We start from the raw sequence: 20,373 nt of genomic DNA on the forward strand, positions 1-20,373 counted from the left end.
GCAACCCGCTCGTGCGATCGGCCGCGCTTCGATCGGAGCCTGGCGCCGGTGCGACGCGGCGCCTGCGTCGCAGCGCTGGCCTTCCACTCCGTACAAGTACTCAGCGCAGCGGTACACGTACTCGTACTCGTACACGGACTGCCGGCACGCAGCCATGAAGTTGGACCACGAGCGGTTGGAGGTTTACGAGGGAGCGGCCGTGTACGAGTACGAGTACGTGAACGAGTACGGGTACGGGGGAAGAGGTGGTCATCGACGAAATCCAGCGGCTGCCCGATTGGCCCAACGAGGTCCATCGACTCATCGAGAACGCCACGTTCGCTTTCTACTGACCGGCTCCAGCGCACGTTCCACCGAGCTTGATTCGAATTTTGGGTCTGTCAACGTATGGGGGAATCGCATAGCGGATCGGGAAGGAGGATCGACGATGGCCATAACCGAGGGGAAAGCTGCACCGGACTTCACCTTGACCGACAGTGACGGGAATCGTGTTTCGCTCGCCCAGTTCAAAGGCAAGCACGTCATCCTGTATTTCTACCCGAAGGACGACACGCCCGGCTGCACCAAGGAGGCGTGTGGCTTCCGCGACGAATGGAAGGACATCACCGCACGGCACAACGCCGTGGTCCTCGGCGTGTCAGCCGACAACCCCGAGTCGCACCGGAAATTCGCGACTAAGTACAAGCTCCCGTTTCCGCTGCTCTCCGATCCCGACCGCAAGGTCATGGAGAAGTACGGTGCCTACGGGGAGAAAACCATGTACGGTAAGAAGGTCACCGGCGTCATCCGTTCGACGGTATGGGTAGGGCCGGACGGTAAGGTCAAGAAGCATTGGGCCAAAGTTGCCAGGGCCGAGACTCACCCGGCACAGGTATTGGAAGCCTTGCGCGAAGGAGCTTGAGTCGGCGGCTCGTGGGCCGCCGTTCCTGGTTCGTCGTTGGTGGCGCGGAGTTGCCATGATCCATGGACGCCTTGCCTCGCGGGCGGTTGTTGTGCTCGGGACAGTCGGGGCGGTGCTGCTGCCGTGGGTATCTGCCGGTACCGCGTATGCCCTGACCATCGCCGGGCAGATTCGTTACTACGCGAGCGGCGCCCCGGTCGGCGGCGTCACCGTTCAACTCGACGGGGCGGTACCGGCAACGACCACCACAGACCCGAGCGGCCAGTATGCATTGACCGGCCTGGCCGCAGGCACGTGGACGGTCACACCCGGCAAGGTGGGCGATCTCGAGGGGGGCCTGAGTGCCCTCGATGCGTCGCACGTGCTGCAGGCGACCGTCGGTCTACGGACGTTCACTTCCGAACAGGCGCTGGCCGCCGATGGCACGGCAAACGGGACCGTCAGTGCGCTCGATGCGTCGCGCATCCTGCAGGTCGTCGTCGGAATCCTCCCGCGCCTGCCGGCGGGCGACGCCTGCGCATCGGACTGGGTGTTCATTCCGGTACCGGCACCGGCCGCTAACCAAACCCTCACCGATCCGGCGTTCAGCGGCGGCGCCTGCACGTCCGGAGCGATCGGCTTCGCTCCGCTCGCGAACGACGCCGTGGCGCAAGACTTTCTGGCGGTACTTATAGGCGACTGCACCGGCAACTGGTCCGGTCCGCCCACCGCAACGCCGACCGTCACGGAGACGCCGACCACCACCCCCACCGCACCGGCAACCTTGACCGCCACGGCGCCGCCGACGCATACCGCCTCGCCGACGCAAACGCCGTCCGTTACCGCGACCCGAACCGGCACGCGCACACCGACGCGGACGCGGACGCCGACGACGCCGCCAACCGCCACCCCGACCGCGCCGTTCGCCTGGCCGCAGATCTCCATGACGCCGATCGCCACAGGCCTGTCGTTGCCAGTCCAGGTCAGCCACGCCGGCGATGCGACCAACCGTCTCTTCATCGTGCAGCAGGGCGGCCTCATACGCCTCGTCAAGAACGGCGTCGTGCAACCGACGAGTTTCCTGGATGTCACGAGCAAGGTCAGTTGCTGCGGCGAACGCGGCTTGCTCGGACTGGCGTTCCCCCAGACGTATTCCGGCACGGGCCGCTTCTACGTCGCCTACACGAACGCGGCCGGCAGCCTCGTCGTGGCCCGCTATCGCGTGAGTGCCGACCCGGATGTCGCCGACGCCGCCAGCGAAGAGGTCCTGCTCACGGTTCCTCATCCGGGCTTCTCCAACCACAATGGCGGGCAGATCGCGTTCAGTCCCATCGACGGTTACCTGTACGTCGGCACCGGCGACGGAGGAGGCGGCGGCGACCCCGGCAACAACGGGCAGAACACCACCGTGCTGCTTGGCAAGATTCTACGGCTGGATGTCGAGCTGCCGACGCCGACGGGCACGCCCACACCGTACGCAATCCCGACCACCAACCCGGCGATTCCGACGCCGGGAGCGCGGCGCGAGATCTGGGCGTGGGGTTTGCGCAATCCGTGGCGGTTCGCCTTCGATAGGCTCACGGGCGATCTGTACATCGGCGACGTCGGCCAGGGGCTCTGGGAGGAGGTGGACTTTCAGGCGGCCAACAGCCCGGGTGGGGAGAACTACGGCTGGCGAGTAATGGAGGGGCCTGCGTGCTACGACCCGAATCCGTGCAGCTCGGTCGGTTTGACCCCGCCGGTGTTCGCGTACGATCACGGCCTGGGATGTTCGATCAGCGGCGGCGTGGTGTATCGAGGTGCGACCTACCCGCGCATGCACGGCACCTACTTCGCCGGCGACTACTGCAGCGGACGCATCTGGGGTCTGCGGCGCGAGGGCGCCGTCTGGTACTCCAGCATGCTGCTCGACACGGCGCATCAAATCGTCGCCTTCGGCGAAGACGAGGCCGGTGACGTCTACGCGGTCGCGTACGGCGGCACGATCTACCGCATCGCCGACAGCGTGGTAGCCACGCCCACTCCCACCCCGGCCTAACGGCAGTCGGGCGACCCCGACGCTTGCCGTAACCGTCGACAGCTCGCGCACCTCCCGGTCGCTTCCTGACCTGACCTCTTCCGTCCGCATCGCCCGTCGTCGCGATCGCGGCCCCCTCGATGCGGAGTGCCACAGCCGGGAGGCATGCCTCTTTTCCTTTTACCGCGACTTCCCTGCCGCACTCCCCCGGTTGAATCGAGTCCCGAAAGGAAAACCGAAGGATCGCCTCGACGATCAGCGGTGGCCGGACCGCTCGCGGGCCGAGCGCACCGCGAGCACGGCGAGGGTAACCGCGGTCAGCGGCAACACGAACACCACCATCGCCTGGCTGAACGCCGGCAGGGCGTCATGCCGCGTCGCCGCGAGCGCGAGGTACGCCACGTAAGCGACGTAGTAAGCCAGGAAGAGGCCACCCTCCCAGCGTGCGATGCTGTGACCGGTGAGGAAGATCGGGAGACATGCCACCGCCGCGGCGACCATGACCGGGAGGTCGAAGTGCAGTAGCGCGGGCGCAACCGCCAGTCCGCCGGGCGCCACGACGGCGGCAGGGCCCAGCACACCGAGGACGTTGAAGATGTTGCTGCCGACGACGTTACCGACGGCAATGTCGCGTTCCCCCCGCAGGCTGGCGATGACCGAGGTGGCGACTTCGGGCAACGACGTCCCGGCCGCCACGATGGTCAGCCCGATCACCAGTTCGCTCACCCCAAGTCGTTGCGCCACGGTAACCGCCGCCGCCACAAACCAGCGCGCGCCGAGCACAAGTCCGCCCAGCCCGACAAGCACCATGAGCAGGTTGACGGCCGTGCCGCGCCGTGGGCCTGCCGAGGCCTCGATCTCCGCCGCGTACTCGGCCCGCACCGCCGCGCTCTCGGCGCGGCTCGAGCGCACCGCAAAGACGGAGTACGCAACGATGCCGGCGAACAAGCCCACGCCCTCCGCGCGCGACACCCGACCGTCGGCACCGAGCAGCCAGAGCAGGACCGACACGGCAATCATCAGCGGCACATCGAGACGCACCAGTCGCTGCGCGACGACGAGCGGCGCGACCAACGACGACAACCCGAGAGTGAACAACACGTTGAAGATGTTGCTGCCGACCACGTTCCCGACCGCGATGTCGGTTTGCCCGGCCAGACTCGATGCCGTGCTCACCGCGAGCTCGGGGGAACTCGTCCCGTACGCGACCACGGTAAGGCCGATTACCAGCGGCGAAATACCGAGCGCCGACGCCAATCTCGCCGCCCCGCGAATCAACGCCTCGGCACCGGCGATCAACAAGGCACCGCCGCCGATGAACAACAGGAAGGTATGCCAGTCCATCATCCTCCTCGGTGCGCGCCGCCCGCTCCGCCATCACGGCAACATGGCACGCCGGCGCACACTACCGCGCCGGCCGAGTCGCGAGAAGGGGCTCCCGCCATGACCGCGGGGATTTGCGGGGTTCTCTTGTCGGCCGGCTGTGGTAGCTAAAGGTGGTCTGTCCGGGGTAACCGTGGATTACGTATTCCTTGCACCGCTGCTGCCGGGGTTACCTCTGGCCGTCGCCGCCATGCTGCCGTTCGCGACCGGCATGGGACCGCGTGGCCTGGCATGGGTGGCGGGGCTGACCGCGGCAATTGGCACGGCGATCGGAATTCGGCTTGGCGTGGCGGTCAGCGCGGGAGCGGTCGTCCGTACGGCCCTGCCCTGGGCACCCTCGCTCGGTCTCGGTCTGTCCTTTTACATCGACGGCCTGGCTGTCCTGTTCGTGCTGCTGATCGCCGGTATCGGCTTGCTGATTGTCGTCTACGCCCGCTTCTACATGCCCGCGGAGGATCCGCTGCCGCGGTTCTACGCCCTGTTGTTGTTCTTCATGGCGGCCATGCTGGGGGTGGTAACGGCGGGCAACCTGTTGCTCCTGGTGGTCTTCTGGGAGTTGACCAGCATTTCCTCGTTTCTCCTCATTGGCTTTCGCGACGAGGACGTAGCGGCGCGCACCGGGGCGTATCAATCGTTGATCGTCACGGGTCTCGGCGGCCTGGCACTGCTCGCCGGTGCGATCGTGCTCGGGCAGGCGGCCGGTACATATGACGTTGCCGAGCTGCTGGCGCGGGCGGGAACGGTGCGGAACCTGCCGGCTGCCCCGATCGCCCTCGGCCTCATGTTGTTCGGGGCCTTTACGAAGTCGGCGCAGGTACCGTTCCATTTCTGGTTGCCAGGTGCCATGGCCGCGCCGACGCCGGTGAGCGCTTACCTGCACTCGGCGACGATGGTTAAGGCGGGGCTCTTCCTGCTTGGCCGGCTGTTTCCGATCTTCGGCGACACGGCGGTCTGGCAGGTAGGCGTCACCGGCGTCGGGGCCGTCTCCGTCGTCGTCGGCGGCTGGATCGCGCTGCGCCAGACCGACCTCAAGGCTCTTCTCGCTTACTCGACCATCAGCCAGCTCGGTTTGATCACGCTCTTCTATGGCTACGGCAGCCGCGCGGCCGCGATCGCGGCAACCTTTCACGTGCTCAATCATGCGCTTTTCAAGGCCCCCTTGTTCATGGCGGCCGGCATCGTCGACCACGAGACCGGCGAACGCGACCTGCGTCGTCTCGGCGGCCTTGCCCGGGTCATGCCGCGCACCGCGCTCGTCGCCTCGGTGGCCGCCGCCGCGATGATGGGAATTCCGCTGCTGAACGGCTTCCTGTCGAAGGAAATGCTGCTCGAGGCCGCCATTGCCGGGAGCGCCACCGGCGCCTGGGCGAGCGGCCTGCTCGCCGCGGTAACCATCGGTAGCGTCTTCACCGCCGCCTACAGTCTGCGCTTTCTCGCCGGCACCTTTCTCGGCCCGGTGCCGCCCTTCGGTTCGCCTCACGAGGCGGGCCTGGGACTGCTAGCGCCGGCCGCCGGCCTCGCGGCTTTGTGCGTCGCGATTGGTGTGGTCCCCAACCTTCTCGTCGGCCCGCTGCTGCAGAGCGCCGCGAGCGCCGTGGTGGGCGGCCCAGTGGAGGTGTACGTCAAGCTATGGCACGGCTGGACCGCGGCGCTCTGGCTGAGCCTGTCCGTACTCGTCGCGGGCGGAGCGTATTTCCACGCGCGCCGCCGCACCCTGAGGGAATTGCTGCCCCCGCGCCTCGGGCGCACCGCCGCGGAGCTATACGAAAGCGGGGTCAAGCTGCTGATTAGCGGCGCCGCGCGGCTCACCGACAGCTACCAGACCGGGAACCTCCGCCTCTACATTCGTGTGGTGTTCGGCACCGTCATCCTGATCGCCACGGCAGGGTATCTCGCGACACCCGGCGGCGGCGTCGGGGAGCGGCCGGGCCGGTTGGCTGCCACCCCGCCCCTGCCCGGGGCGGCCATCCTGACCGCGTGACGGCGGTGTATTTCGCCTGGTTGAGCGCCCCCGATCTGGTGCTGACCCAGTTGCTGGTCGAGGTGGTCACGACGCTGATGATCCTCCTCGTCCTATATTATCTGCCGCGCGAACTGCCGGGCCGCGAACCCACCCGGCGCGTGGCGCTCGACGCGAGTATCGCCGGGGCCGCCGGCGTCGGTATCGCGTTGCTGAGTTACGCCGTGATGCAACGCCCGCTGGCATCGATCTCGGCCTATCACGTCCTCAACAGTGTCGGACTTGCCGGCGGCAATAACGTGGTCAACGTGATTCTTGTCGATTACCGCGGCTACGACACTCTGGGCGAAATCGCCGTGCTGGCGATCGCCGCGCTCGGCGTCGTGGCCATCGTGCGCAGCGGGCGGAGAGCGACGTGATGCCGTCCCCTCTTCTCCAGACGGCGGCGCGCGCAATTCTGCCGATCGCCCTGTTGCTCTCGGTGCACATGCTGGTGCGCGGCCACAACCTGCCCGGGGGCGGATTCGTCGCCGGGCTCATGACGGCGTCGGCACTCGTCCTCCAGTTCGTCGCCGCGCCGCGTCGCCTCGTCGAGCGCGCCCTTCCCTGCACACCGACAACCGTGCTCTGGCTCGGGCTCGCCGTGGGGTTGGCCAGTACGCTGGCGCCGCTCCTGCTCGGGCATCAGTTGTTGACGCATACCTTCGGAGGAATTGCGGTGCCGGTTCTCGGCTACTTCAAGCAGTCGACGGCGATGTTGTTCGACATCGGGGTCTATCTGGTGGTCACCGGCGCCACCCTGACCATCCTGATCGCCATCGAGGACTGAGGACGGCGATGGAACTGCTGCTCGCGATAACGATCGGCGCCTTTGTCGCCACCGGCAGCTTCATGCTGATGCGGCCGCGAGCGTTCTCCGTGGTCCAGGGTTTCGTGCTCCTCAGCCACGGCGTGAATCTGCTGCTCGTTTCCATGGGCCGGGTGCAATTGGCGTCGCCGCCGATCGTCGGCGACGCCGCCGATGCGATTGCCGATCCGCTGGCGCAAGCACTGGTGCTCACCGCGATAGTCATCTCTTTCGGCATGACGGCCTTCGTCCTGGTTCTCGCGTATCGCAGCTATCAGCAAAGCGGCACGGAGCACGTCGACCTTGGCGGCAAGCATGTCTGACCTCGTCGCGGTTATCGCCATCGGACCTCTGGTGGCGGCGCTCGCCCTGGGCGTATGTTCGCCCGCGTGGCGCCGCCCGCTGGCGTGCCTGGCCGTCGCGTTTCTGATTGCCGCCGAGCTGCGCCTCGGGGCGGCGGTCGCAGGGGGGGCCGTGTACGTCCATCATGTCGGGGCATGGGTGCCGCCGTTCGGTATCGTTCTGGTGGCCGACCGCCTGGCGGTCATCATGCTGCTGCTGGCGTCCGTTACCGGGTTCGCCGTGCTGCTCTATGACGCGGCCGCCCCCGATCCCCGTCTGGACGATACGCCATTCTTCGTTCTCTTCCTGGGCTTGCTGTTCGGCCTTAATGGGGCATTCCTCACCGGCGACCTCTTCAATCTGTTCGTTGCCTTCGAGGTCTTGCTCATCGCTTCGTACGGGCTCCTGGCCCTCGCAGCGGACGGGCGCCAACTGCTCGCGGGGGTGCAGTTCACGGTGCTGAATCTGGTTGCCTCGGCGCTATTTCTCGTCGGTGTGGGGATCGTTTATGGACTGACCGGCACGCTCAACTTCGCGGACCTCGCCGTCAAGGTGCCGGCGGTGGCGGCCGCCGACGCCGCGCTCCTTCAGGTCGGTGTCCTCGTGCTCCTGATCGTATTCGCCGCCAAGGCCGCCTTGCTGCCTCTGGCGTTCTGGCTCCCGGACGCGTACCCGGCCCCACCGGTGCCGATCTCGGCGATGTTCGGCGGGATAGCGACCAAGGTCGGCGTCTACGCGTTGCTGCGGGTGTTCACGACGGCGTTCGCCGAGGTACGCCATCCGGCGGCCGACATTCTACTCGCCCTCGCCGTCGTATCCATGCTGATCGGCGTCCTCGGGGCCGTGGCGCAGACGGAGATTCGTCGCCTGCTTTCGTTCCATATCGTCAGTCAGATCGGCTACCTTGCATTCGGGGTGGCACTGTTCACCGTCACCGGGGTCGCCGCCGCGCTGGTTTATCTCGTGCACTATACGATCGTGAAGTGCGCCCTGTTCCTGCTCGGCGGCCTCGCCGAGTCGGCCGGGGGCAGCCGCGACCTGCGCCACCTGAGCGGCCTCGCGCACAGATCGCCGGTGCTGGCGGGGCTGTTCTTCGTCGCCGGTCTGTCGCTGGCCGGAGTGCCGCCCACCAGCGGCTTCGTCAGCAAGCTGGTGCTGGCGAGCGCCGGCCTCGAGGCCCGGCACTACTTCGCCGTGACGGTTGCCTTCGGCGCCGGCATCCTGACGCTCTTTTCGATGATGAAGATCTGGACGATGGCCTTCTGGGGCGTGCCGGACGCCGCATCGGCGGCGGTGCCGCGGCCACTGCAACTCGGCGCGGCGGCGTTGCTGGTCTCCTTCTCGGTCACTCTCGCATTGGCCGCCGAACCGCTTTACGCCTGGGCGCTGGCCACTGCCCACCAGGTCATGGACGTTTCGGCCTATGTCGCCGCGGTGCTGCCGCCGGTAACGTCATGAATCCCCGCCTGCGCGCTTCCGTGGATCAGGGTCTTTACGCCGCGGTACTCGCCGCCGCCTGGATCGCCCTGCAACAGCGCCTCACGATCGGCGACGCCGCGATCGGACTGGCACTGGGACTGGGGCTCGTGCGGGCCACCCGGCATTTCGCGGCCGGACGCATATGGGTGCGCCGGCCCGTGGTCGCCTTTCGTCTGGTGGTGGACTTCCTGCGGGAACTCACCGTGTCGACACTGCAGGTCGCCGCCACCGTGATGAGTCCGCGACTGCGGATTCGTCCGGCTTTCATCGTCGTGCCCCTCGCGCTCGCCGACGATTTCGCCATCACGATTCTGGCCAACATGATCACCCTGACCCCGGGAACTCTCACGCTCGACATCGCCCCGGATCGCTCCGCTCTCTATGTTCACTGCCTGTCGGTGGACGACGTCGAAGAGGTCCGGGCTCGGATTCGACGGTTGTTCGAACGGCCCATCGAGGAGGGCGTAACGTGCTCGATCTCGCCATTGACGTGAGCCTGGTGGGCCTGGCGTTGTCGCTCGCGCTCTGCGCGATCCGTCTCGTTCGCGGCCCGCACGCGGTCGATCGCGTGCTGGCGCTCGACACCATGACCGTCAATGTCGTCGCGTTGCTCCTGGTGCTGTCGGTGGCGTGGCGAACGGAGGTCTTCCTCGAAAGTATCCTGGCCCTGGCTGTACTGGCGTTCGTCAGCACCGTGGCCATCGCCAAGTATCTGATGCGCGGCCGCGTAATCGAATGACGTATGGAGACCGCCGCCGCCATCTTGCTGCTGCTGGGCACCGGGTTCACCCTGATCGCCTCCGTCGGTCTGGTCAGGCTTCCGGATTTCTACACCCGGATGCACGCGCCCACGAAGGCCGGAACCGTCGGCGTGAGCAGCATCGCGGCGGCGGCGGCCATGGCCTTGCCGGGCGATCCGATCGAGATCGCCCTCAAGGCCGCCCTGATCATCGCTCTGCTGTTCGTCACCGCCCCGATCGGAGCGCACATGCTGGCGCGGGCCGCGCGCTCCGCTCGGGTACCGGCCACCGAGGCAACGCACGTCGACGAACTGCCGCCCGCCGGGCCCCTCTGATCGGCGGTTGACTTACCTTTGCATTCGGACTACCGCTCAATCCGGATACACGGATCGATATGGCGACCCCATCGATGCTGGAGTGGATGAACGCGCTCGGCGACGCGACCCGCGCGCGGCTGGTGCGAGCCGTGGAGCACGCCGAACTGAGCGTCGCCGACCTGTGCGCGATCCTGCAGCTGCCGCAGTCGACGGTCAGCCGTCACCTGAAGGTCCTGCGCGACGCCGGTTGGGTCGCATCGCGAACCGAAGGCACCAACCATTTCTACCGTCTGGCCGCGGCCGACCTGGAGCTGCCGGCGCGCCGGCTCTGGGCTCTACTGCGCGAACAACTCGCGGGCCGCCGTGACGTGGAGAACGACGACCGGCGGCTGGCCGCGATTTTGGCGGCCCGGCAGACGCGTTCGCAGGCGTTCTTCAGCTCGGCGGCGGGACAGTGGGATCGCCTGCGGCGCGAGCTTTTCGGCGATCGCTTTGATCTCGTCGCGCTGGGGGCCCTGCTCGACGAGGCCTGGATCGTCGGCGATCTCGGCTGCGGCACCGGTCAGCTCAGCGAGGTGCTGGCGCCGTTCGTTCGCCGCGTCGTCGCCGTCGACGGTTCCCGTGCGATGCTGACGGCGGCGCGGCGCCGTCTGAACGGCACGGGCAACGTCGAATTGCGGCACGGGCGTCTGCAGGCGCTACCCATCGACGACGCGGCGCTCGACGCGGCATTGAGCTGCCTCGTACTGCACCATGTCCCCGACCCGGCGGCGGCGCTGCGCGAGGCGGCGCGGGTTCTGCGCCCGGGCGGGCGCCTGTTGATCGTCGATATGCTGCGCCACGACCGCCGCGAGTACCGGCAACAGATGGGCCACGAGTGGCTCGGCTTCGAACCGACGGAGTTGAGCGGGTGGCTCGCCGAGACCGGCTTCGATCGTGTTCGCGTGCAGTCCCTGCCACCCGCTCCGCAGGTGAAGGGTCCGGCACTATTTGCCGCGTCGGCGAGGCGCACCGCGTCGCCGGCCGGCACCAACAAGCGCAACGCCATCAAACCCAACAGGAGGAACGCATGAGCAAGACCGCGGAGTTGAAGAAGGCAGCGCCACACCTGACTGCCGATCGGCCGCCGTTCAAGGTGAAGGATCTGTCGCTGGCGGCGCTCGGCCGCGCCGAGATCCGGCTCGCCGAGCAGGAAATGCCCGGCCTCATGGCCTTGCGGCAGAAGCACGCCGCCGCACAGCCTCTCCAGGGGGCGAAGATCATGGGCTCGCTGCACATGACGGTGCAGACCGCCGTCCTGATCGAGACGCTGACGGACCTCGGCGCCGATGTGCGCTGGGTGTCGTGCAACATCTTCAGCACCCAGGACCACGCCGCGGCGGCGGCCGTCGTCGGCCGCACTGGCACCGTCCACGACCCGCGCGGCGCCGCCGTGTTCGCCTGGAAAGGCGAGTCACTCGAAGACTACTGGTGGTGTACGAACGAGGCACTGGTGTGGCCGGACGGTTCGGGGCCGGACCTCATCGTCGACGATGGCGGTGACGCCACGCTGCTCGTCCACAAGGGACTCGAGTTCGAACGGTCCGGCGCGGTACCGGGCTTCGACGCAAACAGCGAACCCGAGGAGTGGGGCATCATCCTCGATCTGCTGCGCCGCCTGCAGAAGAACGCGCCGGGGCAGTGGGAACGCATCAGCACCCGCATCCGCGGCGTGAGCGAGGAAACGACCACCGGCGTGCACCGTCTCTACGAGATGGCGAAAAAGGGCACGCTCCTTTTCCCCGCCATCAACGTCAACGACTCGGTAACGAAGAGCAAGTTCGACAACATTTACGGCTGCCGGCATTCGCTGATCGATGGTCTCAATCGCGCCACCGACGTGATGCTGGGGGGTAAGATTGCCGTAGTCTGCGGTTTCGGCGAAGTGGGCAAGGGCTGCGCCGAGTCGCTGCGCGGCCAGGGCTGCCGGGTGATCGTTACCGAGATCGACCCGATCTGCGCACTGCAAGCGGCGATGCAGGGCTACGAGGTGGCAACGGTCGAGGACTACGTGCGCACGGCCGACATCTTCGTCACCGCGACCGGCAACTTCGGCATTATCACCGCGGCACACATGGCGCAGATGAAGGACAAGGCGATCGTCGGCAACATCGGCCACTTCGACAACGAAATCGACATGGCCGGCCTCGCCAGGCTCCCCGGAATCGAGAAGATCAACATCAAGCCGCAGTATGACGAGTGGGTCTTCCCCGACGGCCACTCCGTGCTCGTCCTCGCCGAAGGGCGCCTGCTGAATCTCGGCTGTGCCACCGGCCATCCGTCGTTCGTCATGAGCGCGTCGTTCACCAACCAGGTCCTGGCGCAACTCGAACTGTGGCAGCACAACGCGGAGTACGAGCGCAAGGTCTATATGCTACCGAAGCAACTCGACGAAGAGGTGGCCCGGCTGCATCTCGGCAAGCTCGGCGTCAAGCTTACCCGTCTGACGCCGCAGCAGGCGGAGTACATCGGCGTCGCGGCCGACGGCCCATACAAGCCGGACCATTATCGGTACTGAACGGGGGCATCGCCGCCCCCTCGGCGGCCGGAACGGGACGCCGGAGGGGCGAGCCCGCCGTTCTCGCGTCGGTCGCGCTGCCGCGCCGCCGTAGCGGCGCGTTCGCTTCGGAAGTGCCTCAGCCCAGCAGCCGGAGTTTGTTCCTGGCGGCCTTGCCGACCTTGGTGCGGCCGAGCTTGCCGGCGAGGTATTGGAGCACCTCGCCGGCCACGGCGCGCTCGGCCGGCGTCCCCTCGGCAAGGTTGAAGCCGACATAGAACAGTTCCTCCGGTGCCAGCGCGCGCTCTTTCCGCAGGCGCTCGCCGACCGGCATGGCGCCACCGGCCAACTCGCGCAGCCGATCGAGGGCGGGGTCGTGCCGGCGCACGGCACCGCCCGCCACCCGCTTGTGCGCCTTGAGTTCGCACAGCGCCAGCGCGTACTTCGCCTCGTCACCGAACGCCGGCGTGTCGCGCAGCAGCCCCAGCCAGCGCGCCGCCACTGCGTATTCCTTCTTTTTGCGCCGCTGTTCCGCCGCGGCGCGAATGCGTTCCAGAATCCCGTCGCCGTCCAGCTGGCGCAGGACGTGAAGGAAGGCGCTGTACAGGCGGTCTTCCCGCTCGTCAACGGCGGCCGCGAACCGCCGCCACAACTCGTCGCGCACGTCCTTGCGCCAGGCGCGATCGTGCGCAAGGGCGATCTCGGCAAGCGTCCACGCCCGGCGTTCGTCGTCGCAGGCGAGCAACTCCTTCATCACCGCCGCGCGCGCCGCCGGGGTCCTCTTCAACGTCGAGGCCGCCTCGCTGCGCCGGGCGTAGCTGGCGTCGCCCAGATATCCGATGAGCTGCTTGACCACGGCCCCGGAATCGAAGGTTCCAAGGCTGTGCACGGCGAAGCGCTTGACCACCGGCTGGGGACTCTCGGCGAGGCGCTGCAGCCGTTCGAGGTGTTTGCGCTCGAACGACTGACCCTCGAGTAGCGACACGGCCGGCCTGAGAATGCCGGCCTCGTCGTCTTCGTCGAGCAGGGCCAGCAGCGCCTCGACCTCTGCCGCCGGCAGGCTCTCGCCGCGCAGGCACTGGAGCAGAGCGCCAAGGGCATGGGTGCGCACCGCGTGCGGGTGGTCCTTGGCCAGCAGCGGGAACAGGCGCTTGCGGCAGCGCGGTTCACCCAGAGCGCCAAACAGCTTGAGGGCGGAAACCAGGGCAACGCGGTCCTCGTGCACGTCCTCGGCAAAGCGCTCGACGCGGGAGTAGAACCCCTTGCGGTCGGCTTCGGACAGGTCGCGCACGGCGGCCTCGAGCAGCTCGCCGACGAGGCGGTTGAGGTCGTAATCGCCGCCCGCCATGAGCTGGAAGAGGAGATCGAAGGCAGCCGTCGAGCGCACCCGCCCGCAGAGATCGGCGATGGCGTTCAAGCGCCGCCGCGGGGCGTCCTTGAGCAGTTTACGCGCGGCGCTGACCGTCGCAGCGCCGTAGGCCGACAGGATCTCCGTGGCGCGCCGGCGCACCGCATCGTCGTCGCTGTCGAGCAGGCCGAGCAGATCGTCGAGCGCGGTCTTCGGCCGGACCCGCGCGAGGAAGTTCAGCGCGAAATCGCGTACGACAACATTGGGCCCGCGCAAGGCCCCGCGCACCGCCGCCACGACGGGATCGTCGCCGCAGCCAAGCTGCGCCAGCACCAGCAACGCCGCGCAGCGCAACTCCACGTCCGGCGCACCGACGAGCCCCGCCACCGCCTTCAGCGTCTTGTCCATGCCGGCCTTCTACCAAGCGCGGCCCGCCGGGGGAAAGCGCGCGCGGCACCTTGCGACGACCCGTCAAGCGCCGACGCGCAGCTCGTGATTCACCCACAGAACGGCGCCAAGCAGCAGCATCGCGCCGGCCTGGTGCGCGGCGGCCCAGGCGACCGGGACCATCTGCAGCAACGTCGCAATGCCGAGGGTCGCCTGCACGGCGATCATGGCGAGCATCAGGTCGGCCGCCAGTCGGGACCGCGGCAGCTTCACCGCCCCCCGCACCCGCCACCACAACCACGGCCCCAGCCCGCTCAGGAACCCGGCGAATAAACGATGATCGAACTGCACCGTCGTGATGTTGTTGAAGAAGTTCATCCACCACGGCGTGAGCTCCCACATCCCCGGCGGCACGAGGTAACCGTTCATGAGCGGAAATGTGTTGTATGCGTACCCCGCCCGCAGACCCGCCACCAGGCCGCCGGTCAAGACCATCAGGTACACGACTCCCACCACCCCGGCCGCCAACCGCCGCACCCCGACCGGCGCCGACGGGGTCGCCGTCCGCGCCCGCAGAAGATCGAGTGCCGTCCACAACATGAGAGCGAAGATCAGAAATGCCAGTCCAAGGTGCGCGGTCAGTCGATACGGACTGACCCAGGGGTCGTCCACCAGACCGCTGCGCACCATGTACCAGCCGAGCAGCCCCTGCAGCGCCCCGAGCCCAAGAAAGGCGAACAGCCGCGGCACGAGGACACGGTCGACGCGGCGCCGCACCACAAACCAGACCAAAGGCAAGAGGAAGACTACGCCGATGCTGCGGCCGAGGAGACGATGCCCCCACTCCCACCAGAAGATGAACTTGAATTCGCCCAGCGTCATGCCCTCGTTCACCTTGCGGTATTCCGGGGACTCGCGGTACTTCGCAAACGCCTCCAGCCAATCGCCTTCGGACAACGGCGGGATCGTCCCCATCACGGGCTGCCACTCGACGATGGACAATCCCGAACGGGTCAGCCGCGTCACGCCGCCGACCACGGTGGTGGCGAACACCATGAAGCAGCAGGCCAGCAGCCAGTACGCGATCGGGCGTGACGAACCGTTGCTCATACGCTCTTCATTGTCTCAGTTGGCGCACACGATTCCAGGCGTCGACGGCCACAAGTCCCCCACCCCGCGTCGTGAGGAGGATGCGCAGAGGCGCGCTCTCGATTCTGCCGACGCGCCGCCCCGTGCTGCTGCCCGCGGCGCGGCCAGGGATCGGGTCGCCGGGCACGTTCAGCGCGTCTTACGGATCTTCGCCGCCGGGGCGGCGGTTCCGGCAGGCCTGGCGCGCGGGGCGGCCGCCACCGCCGGATTTACGCTCGCGCTCGGCGCCATCGCCGCGCCGGGGTACAGCTTGACGAGGGTCAGCACGTTGCGGCCGCCGCTGCTGTGGTATCGCACCCGATCGCTGAAGGCGTGCATGATGTAGAGTCCACGGCCGCCTTCCTGCAGGCCGGCGCGGTCGTCGCAGTCGACGGGAGGAAGGCGGACCGCCAACTTTTCCAACGCCCGGCCGGTGTCGCACACCTCGAACGTAACGGCCTCGGCACCGACCGTGACCACCACCTCCACCCGGTGCCCGGCCTCGCTGCCGTAGGCGTGCTTGATGACATTGTTTACCGCCTCGACCACCGACACCTCCGCCTCGTAAGCCGCTTGCTCGCTAAGGGGAATCGAAGCGCAAATCTTATTGACCGCCAAACCGACGAGGAAGACGTTCTCGATCCGACTGTCGATGGCGAGGGTTATCGCGCCGGCGCGCATTGAGAGTATCCTTTCCGATCTTCCCTACCTGGCAAGAGCCGCGACCGCGTCGCCAACGTCCGTAAACATCTGGAACACCTTGTCGAGCCGGGTCAGCTTGAACATGCTCCTCACGGTGTCCCGCGCCCCGCAGATCACGAGATCTCCCTGCCCGGCGAGCTGCTTGAGGACGGCGACGATCACGCCGAGGCCGCTGCTGTCGATGAACTCGATTTCGCGAATGTCGAGCACAATGCGAGAATGGCCCTCGTCGATTAGAGCGACCATCTTATCCTTGAAAGGCGACGCCGACCGCGCGTCGAGGCGCTTCTCGAGCAACGTCACGACGAGAACATTGCCTTCGCTCCGGTGTTCCAACTCCATAAGACTCTCCTCGCGCGGTCAGGCGGTCTCTCAGTCCGCCCCCGCATCCGCCATACCGGCGACGCCGCGGAACTCTATGGCGACCAGAGTTATGTCGTCCTGCGGACGCTCGCTGGCGCCGAACCTGCGCATCGATTCCATTACCCGCTCGCACACTGTCTCGATCGATTCCCCGCCGCCGGCGCGCAACTCCGCCGCCAGTCTCTCTTCTCCGTACATCTCGCCGCTGCCGTTCTCCTGTTCGAGGATGCCATCGGTGTACAGGTAAAGCCGGTCACCGGTCCGCAGCGTGACCTCTCCCTCCTCGAACGGTGTGGCACTGCCGAGGCCGATGATCGTCCCGCCGGCGGCCAGCATCTCCGACTGGCCGTCGCGCCGCACGACGATCGGCATCGGGTGACCGGCACGGCTGTAGCGCACGTGGCCGGTCGCCAGGTCGAACACCAGGTAGCAAATCGTAAAATACTTCTCGAACCGCTCGATGGGGTACTCACGGTCGAGTCCCGCCAGTACCTCACTCGGGGCCGGAATCGAAAAGCCGCCGGTGGTTTCGCCCTCGCGCCTCACGCTGTATCCAAGCAGCGGCGACAGGCTCTGGGAAACCGACACCGTCACCATTGCCGCGGGCACGCCGTGGCCGCTGACGTCGACCACGTACGCTACCAGATGGCGGTCGTCGAGGCGGTAGAGATTGAAGACGTCGCCTCCGATTCGGTCGCAGGGCTCGAATATCCAGCGCACATGCACGGCGTCATCCACGGGCGCCGCCCGGGGAATCAGGCTCACTTGAATGTCACGGGCCGCCTCGAGGTCGCGATCGAGGTTCTCTTGCTTCTCCAGCAGATCGCGGTTGGCCGCCACCAGCTCCTGCGTCAGATGGCGGATCTTAAGATGGCTGCGGACTCGCGCCAGCACTTCGGCCTGGTCGAACGGCTTGGTGATGTAGTCGACGGCACCGAGATCCAGCCCCTTGACCTTATTGGCGGTCTCGGTCAGGGCGGAAAGAAAAATAACCGGAATATCCGCCGTCGATGGATCCTTCTTCAGCCTGGAGCAGACCTCGTAGCCGTCCATGAGCGGCATCATGATGTCGAGGAGGACGAGGTCGGGATGTTCGCGTCGCGCCGCGGCCAGCGCCTGGGCGCCGTCCGCCGCCTGCAGCAGGGCGTAGCCCTCCTTGCGCAGGATGCCCATGAGCACCTGCCGATTGATGTCGTTGTCGTCGATGATGAGAATTTTGTCCGGCGCCGCCGGACGAACCGTGGGTCTACCTGCCTCCAGTGTCACAGCCGCGCCTCTCCCCCCGGAGTCCCCCTCTCCGGTGTGTTTCATGAATGCCATAATTGCGGTGCTTGTCATAGGTTGCCGGATGGTCAGGCGGTTTGGCGGCATGGGTTTCGGGGTGTTACGCTGCCGGGCAAAGAGGTGGTCTCCGGTCAGCCTCTTGCGGTATCTCAGCCGGACTTCAGGGAGCCCTTTATGCGCCTCGAACTCGTCGTCTTCGACATGGCCGGTACGACCGTTTATGACGGCGATGCGGTTAACGTGTGCCTGCGGGCCGCTCTCGATGCCGCCGGCTTTGCGGTCACGCGCGACGACGTAAACGCCGTAATGGGTTTACCGAAGCCGGAAGCGATCCGACACCTGGCAATGGGCCGTGCGGGCGACCGGGCGACCATCTCGCCGGCGCTGGTCGCGGTTATCCACGAGGACTTCGTCGCCCGCATGATTCGCCACTATCGCGAGGACCCCGAAGTCCGGCCCTGCGACGGCACCGAGGCGCTGTTCGCCCGCCTCCACCGGGCCGGGGTGAAGATCGCGCTCGACACCGGGTTTAGCCGCGACATCGCCGACATCGTCTTGCAGCGCTTCGGATGGGCACGCGATGGCCTGGTCGACGTAACGGTCACCAGCGACGAAGTGCCGCGTGGACGGCCGTTCCCCGATATGATTCGGCGGGCCATGGAGCTGACCGGCGTCGGCGACGTCGGACACGTTGCCAAGGTCGGTGACACGCCCGCCGATCTGCGCGAAGGCCTGGCCGCCGGCTGCACGTTCGTCGTCGGCGTGACCAGCGGCTCCCACACGCGCGAGGAGTTACTGGCCTTTCCGCACACGCACCTGATCGCACATCTGAGCGAACTGGCGGTCGTCCTCGGACTGCCGCAATCGTGAGTGCGGGCATGACCGAGCAACGACCTGCGGGAGCCGCCGACAAGAAGCTGTTCACACCGGGCCCCCTCACCACGAGCCCGAGCGTCAAGCAGGCAATGCTGCGCGACCTCGGGTCGCGCGATTTCGAGTTCATCGAGCTGGTGCACCGCGTACGCATCCGACTCCTCGCCCTCGCCGGCGTTTCGCCAGCGGCCGGCTACGAGGCCGTCCTCATGCAAGGCTCGGGCACGTTCGCTGTCGAGGCCGTTCTCGGCTCCTCGGTGCCGCGCGATGGCAAGCTCCTGGTCATCGCCAACGGCGCTTACGGCGAGCGCATGCTGCGCATCGCCACCGTTCTGGGCATCGCCAGCCGGGCCCTGCGCTGCCCCGAAGACGCCGTGCCCGAGGCGGTCGACGTCGAACGGGTTCTGGCCGCGGACCCCGCGGTGACCACCGTCGCCATCGTACACTGCGAGACCACCACGGGTATCGTGAATCCGATCGACGCAATCGGCACCGTCGTATGCCGTTTCGGCAAGACTTACTGTGTCGATGCGATGAGCAGTTTCGGCGGGATCCCGCTCAACCTCGCCGGCGGAACCATCGACTTCGCAATGACTTCGGCGAACAAATGCCTGGAGGGTGTGCCGGGAGTGTCGATCGTTCTCGCTCGGCGATCGGCCATCGAAGACGCCGCGGCGGCGCGCAGCCTCAGCCTCGACCTGCGCGCCCAGTGGCGCGGGCTGGAGGCCGACGGCCAGTTTCGCTTCACGCCCCCCACCCACGTCATCCTGGCCCTCAGTCAGGCCCTCGACGAACTCGCCGCCGAAGGCGGCGTGTCCGGTCGCGCCGCGCGCTACGCCGCGAACCACGCCCGTTTGCTCGCCGGCATGCAGGAGCTGGGATTCGAACCGTATCTGCGTTCCGCACTCCGCGGGTACGTGATCGCTTCTTTTCGCTACCCCGTCGATCCGCACTTCGACTTCGAGACCTTCTACGCACGCCTCAACGAGAGGGGACTGGTTATCTATCCGGGCAAAGTGAGCCGGGCCGATTGCTTCCGCATCGGCACGATCGGACGGCTCTTCCCGGATGACATCGACCTCCTGCTGGCGACGATCCGCGCAACGCTATTGGAGATGGGCGTGGCCTTACCGGTCCGGTAACGGGATCGGCGCCGCGCGCCGGCGCCGGCGGGGGCCCTGCTTGCCCCGGGCGCGGGGGGGCCTCGATCGACTGGCCGGAGGCGGCCGCGTCGCGCTTATCGCCGCGGCGCAACCGGCGACAGCCAGCAGGACGCGCAGCCATTCCCAGGCGGACCACTGCCACAACACGGTGGCAATGCGACCGGCCGGCACGCCATTCGGCGTCGCCAGCAGGCGCGACATGGGCCAGTGGAAGAATCCTCCAATCGCCGCGATACCCAGAACCGCCACGCACGCAAGCGCGATCCGCACCCGGCGATCGCGTTCCTGCCACACCTCCACCACCCCACCCAGCGCCGCCAGACAAGCCAGGACGACAATGACCGCCGTAAGCCAGTCGATTCGCCAGGCGTGTCGGCCGAACCACTCGTTCACCCCCGGCGGCGGCAACGATTGCCAGAACGGCACCAGGGCGGCGGCGTCGAGAAGCATGACGCCGGCCAGAAGAGCCAGCAGGACGGCAGAAAGGCGAACCAACATGATCGCTCGCTCAGGCACGGTTGCAGGCGGACGGTAGCATAGACGGAAGACGACGGAACTCGCGTCCTGGGCCGCGAGGTTCGCCGTTCGTCCTCCGTTCCAGGTCGGCCATTGGCGGCGAGAGCG

21 protein-coding genes are annotated in these 20,373 nt (G+C 67.2%); 14 read left to right on the forward strand and 7 right to left on the reverse strand.

Translation table 11 applies throughout. From position 1 onward, the window contains the following. Positions 1-427 precede the first annotated feature (427 nt). The gene (gene bcp, locus L6Q96_05985) at positions 428-901 is read left to right on the forward strand and encodes a thioredoxin-dependent thiol peroxidase (GenBank protein ID MCK6554120.1); all 474 of its coding nucleotides are present in this window, start codon (positions 428-430) and stop codon (positions 899-901) included. A 55-nt stretch (positions 902-956) separates the two neighbouring features. Next, on the forward strand, positions 957-2,918 hold the full coding sequence (locus L6Q96_05990) for a PQQ-dependent sugar dehydrogenase (GenBank protein ID MCK6554121.1): 1,962 nt from the start codon (positions 957-959) through the stop codon (positions 2,916-2,918). A 234-nt stretch (positions 2,919-3,152) separates the two neighbouring features. Here the strand turns inward: L6Q96_05990 and L6Q96_05995 are convergent, their stop codons facing one another. Beyond that, the gene (locus tag L6Q96_05995) at positions 3,153-4,241 is read right to left on the reverse strand and encodes a calcium/sodium antiporter (protein MCK6554122.1); all 1,089 of its coding nucleotides are present in this window, start codon (positions 4,239-4,241) and stop codon (positions 3,153-3,155) included. A gap of 172 nt (positions 4,242-4,413) precedes the next feature. Here L6Q96_05995 and L6Q96_06000 point away from each other — a divergent pair, with 172 nt between their 5' ends. Genes L6Q96_06000 through ahcY form a run of 10 tightly spaced genes read left to right on the forward strand, consistent with a single transcriptional unit; the run spans position 4,414 to position 12,522 of the window. Further along, positions 4,414-6,261 carry a hypothetical protein gene (locus tag L6Q96_06000; protein MCK6554123.1) on the forward strand — a complete coding sequence of 616 codons (1,848 nt, stop codon included), beginning with the start codon at positions 4,414-4,416 and terminating at the stop codon, positions 6,259-6,261. Positions 6,262-6,266: 5 nt separating this feature from the next. After that, entirely contained in the window at positions 6,267-6,659 is a 393-nt protein-coding gene (locus tag L6Q96_06005; GenBank protein MCK6554124.1) for a DUF4040 domain-containing protein, read from the forward strand. Then, entirely contained in the window at positions 6,659-7,069 is a 411-nt protein-coding gene (locus L6Q96_06010; protein MCK6554125.1) for a hypothetical protein, read from the forward strand. Before L6Q96_06005 ends, L6Q96_06010 begins: the two co-directional genes overlap by 1 nt. A gap of 8 nt (positions 7,070-7,077) precedes the next feature. Beyond that, the gene (locus tag L6Q96_06015; GenBank protein MCK6554126.1) at positions 7,078-7,410 is read left to right on the forward strand and encodes a Na+/H+ antiporter subunit C; all 333 of its coding nucleotides are present in this window, start codon (positions 7,078-7,080) and stop codon (positions 7,408-7,410) included. Further along, a complete protein-coding gene (locus L6Q96_06020; GenBank protein MCK6554127.1) occupies positions 7,403-8,887 on the forward strand; it encodes a Na+/H+ antiporter subunit D in 1,485 nt (494 codons plus the stop codon). The genes L6Q96_06015 and L6Q96_06020 overlap by 8 nt, the downstream gene beginning before the upstream one ends. Then, on the forward strand, positions 8,884-9,402 hold the full coding sequence (locus L6Q96_06025) for a Na+/H+ antiporter subunit E (protein ID MCK6554128.1): 519 nt from the start codon (positions 8,884-8,886) through the stop codon (positions 9,400-9,402). Before L6Q96_06020 ends, L6Q96_06025 begins: the two co-directional genes overlap by 4 nt. Next, positions 9,378-9,647, forward strand: a complete 270-nt coding sequence (locus L6Q96_06030; GenBank protein MCK6554129.1) for a monovalent cation/H+ antiporter complex subunit F — start codon at positions 9,378-9,380, stop codon at positions 9,645-9,647. Before L6Q96_06025 ends, L6Q96_06030 begins: the two co-directional genes overlap by 25 nt. Positions 9,648-9,650: 3 nt before the next feature. After that, positions 9,651-9,983, forward strand: a complete 333-nt coding sequence (gene mnhG / locus L6Q96_06035; GenBank protein MCK6554130.1) for a monovalent cation/H(+) antiporter subunit G — start codon at positions 9,651-9,653, stop codon at positions 9,981-9,983. A gap of 59 nt (positions 9,984-10,042) precedes the next feature. Then, entirely contained in the window at positions 10,043-11,038 is a 996-nt protein-coding gene (locus L6Q96_06040; GenBank protein MCK6554131.1) for a metalloregulator ArsR/SmtB family transcription factor, read from the forward strand. Continuing rightward, complete coding sequence (ahcY, locus tag L6Q96_06045) at positions 11,035-12,522, forward strand: adenosylhomocysteinase (protein ID MCK6554132.1); 1,488 nt, start codon at positions 11,035-11,037, stop codon at positions 12,520-12,522. The genes L6Q96_06040 and ahcY overlap by 4 nt, the downstream gene beginning before the upstream one ends. Before the next feature lie 118 nt (positions 12,523-12,640). Here ahcY and L6Q96_06050 read toward each other — a convergent pair whose 3' ends face one another. The 5 genes from L6Q96_06050 to L6Q96_06070 all read right to left on the reverse strand — a co-directional run bounded on the left by L6Q96_06050 (position 12,641) and on the right by L6Q96_06070 (position 17,695). Then, positions 12,641-14,257, reverse strand: coding sequence for a HEAT repeat domain-containing protein (locus L6Q96_06050; GenBank protein MCK6554133.1), 1,617 nt, complete (start codon positions 14,255-14,257; stop codon positions 12,641-12,643). A 63-nt stretch (positions 14,258-14,320) separates the two neighbouring features. Next, positions 14,321-15,346 (reverse strand): COX15/CtaA family protein, encoded by a 1,026-nt coding sequence (locus L6Q96_06055; GenBank protein MCK6554134.1) that lies wholly within the window; start codon positions 15,344-15,346, stop codon positions 14,321-14,323. A gap of 168 nt (positions 15,347-15,514) precedes the next feature. Next, on the reverse strand, positions 15,515-16,045 hold the full coding sequence (locus L6Q96_06060; GenBank protein MCK6554135.1) for an ATP-binding protein: 531 nt from the start codon (positions 16,043-16,045) through the stop codon (positions 15,515-15,517). Positions 16,046-16,069: 24 nt separating this feature from the next. Continuing rightward, the gene (locus tag L6Q96_06065) at positions 16,070-16,408 is read right to left on the reverse strand and encodes an STAS domain-containing protein (GenBank protein ID MCK6554136.1); all 339 of its coding nucleotides are present in this window, start codon (positions 16,406-16,408) and stop codon (positions 16,070-16,072) included. 30 nt (positions 16,409-16,438) lie between these two features. After that, on the reverse strand, positions 16,439-17,695 hold the full coding sequence (locus L6Q96_06070) for a SpoIIE family protein phosphatase (GenBank protein ID MCK6554137.1): 1,257 nt from the start codon (positions 17,693-17,695) through the stop codon (positions 16,439-16,441). A gap of 192 nt (positions 17,696-17,887) precedes the next feature. Between L6Q96_06070 and L6Q96_06075 the strand changes: the two genes are divergently transcribed. Together L6Q96_06075 and L6Q96_06080 are read left to right on the forward strand one after the other, a co-directional pair. After that, a complete protein-coding gene (locus L6Q96_06075) occupies positions 17,888-18,583 on the forward strand; it encodes a phosphonatase-like hydrolase (protein MCK6554138.1) in 696 nt (231 codons plus the stop codon). 8 nt (positions 18,584-18,591) lie between these two features. Next, positions 18,592-19,728, forward strand: coding sequence for a 2-aminoethylphosphonate--pyruvate transaminase (locus L6Q96_06080; GenBank protein ID MCK6554139.1), 1,137 nt, complete (start codon positions 18,592-18,594; stop codon positions 19,726-19,728). Here the strand turns inward: L6Q96_06080 and L6Q96_06085 are convergent. After that, the gene (locus L6Q96_06085) at positions 19,714-20,247 is read right to left on the reverse strand and encodes a hypothetical protein (protein ID MCK6554140.1); all 534 of its coding nucleotides are present in this window, start codon (positions 20,245-20,247) and stop codon (positions 19,714-19,716) included. The two genes, L6Q96_06080 and L6Q96_06085, sit on opposite strands and share 15 nt — an antisense overlap. Positions 20,248-20,373 lie beyond the last annotated feature (126 nt).

The sequence above is a fragment of the Candidatus Binatia bacterium genome (genome assembly GCA_023150935.1).
In the GTDB taxonomy this organism is placed as follows: domain Bacteria; phylum Desulfobacterota; class Binatia; order HRBIN30; family HRBIN30; genus JAKLJW01.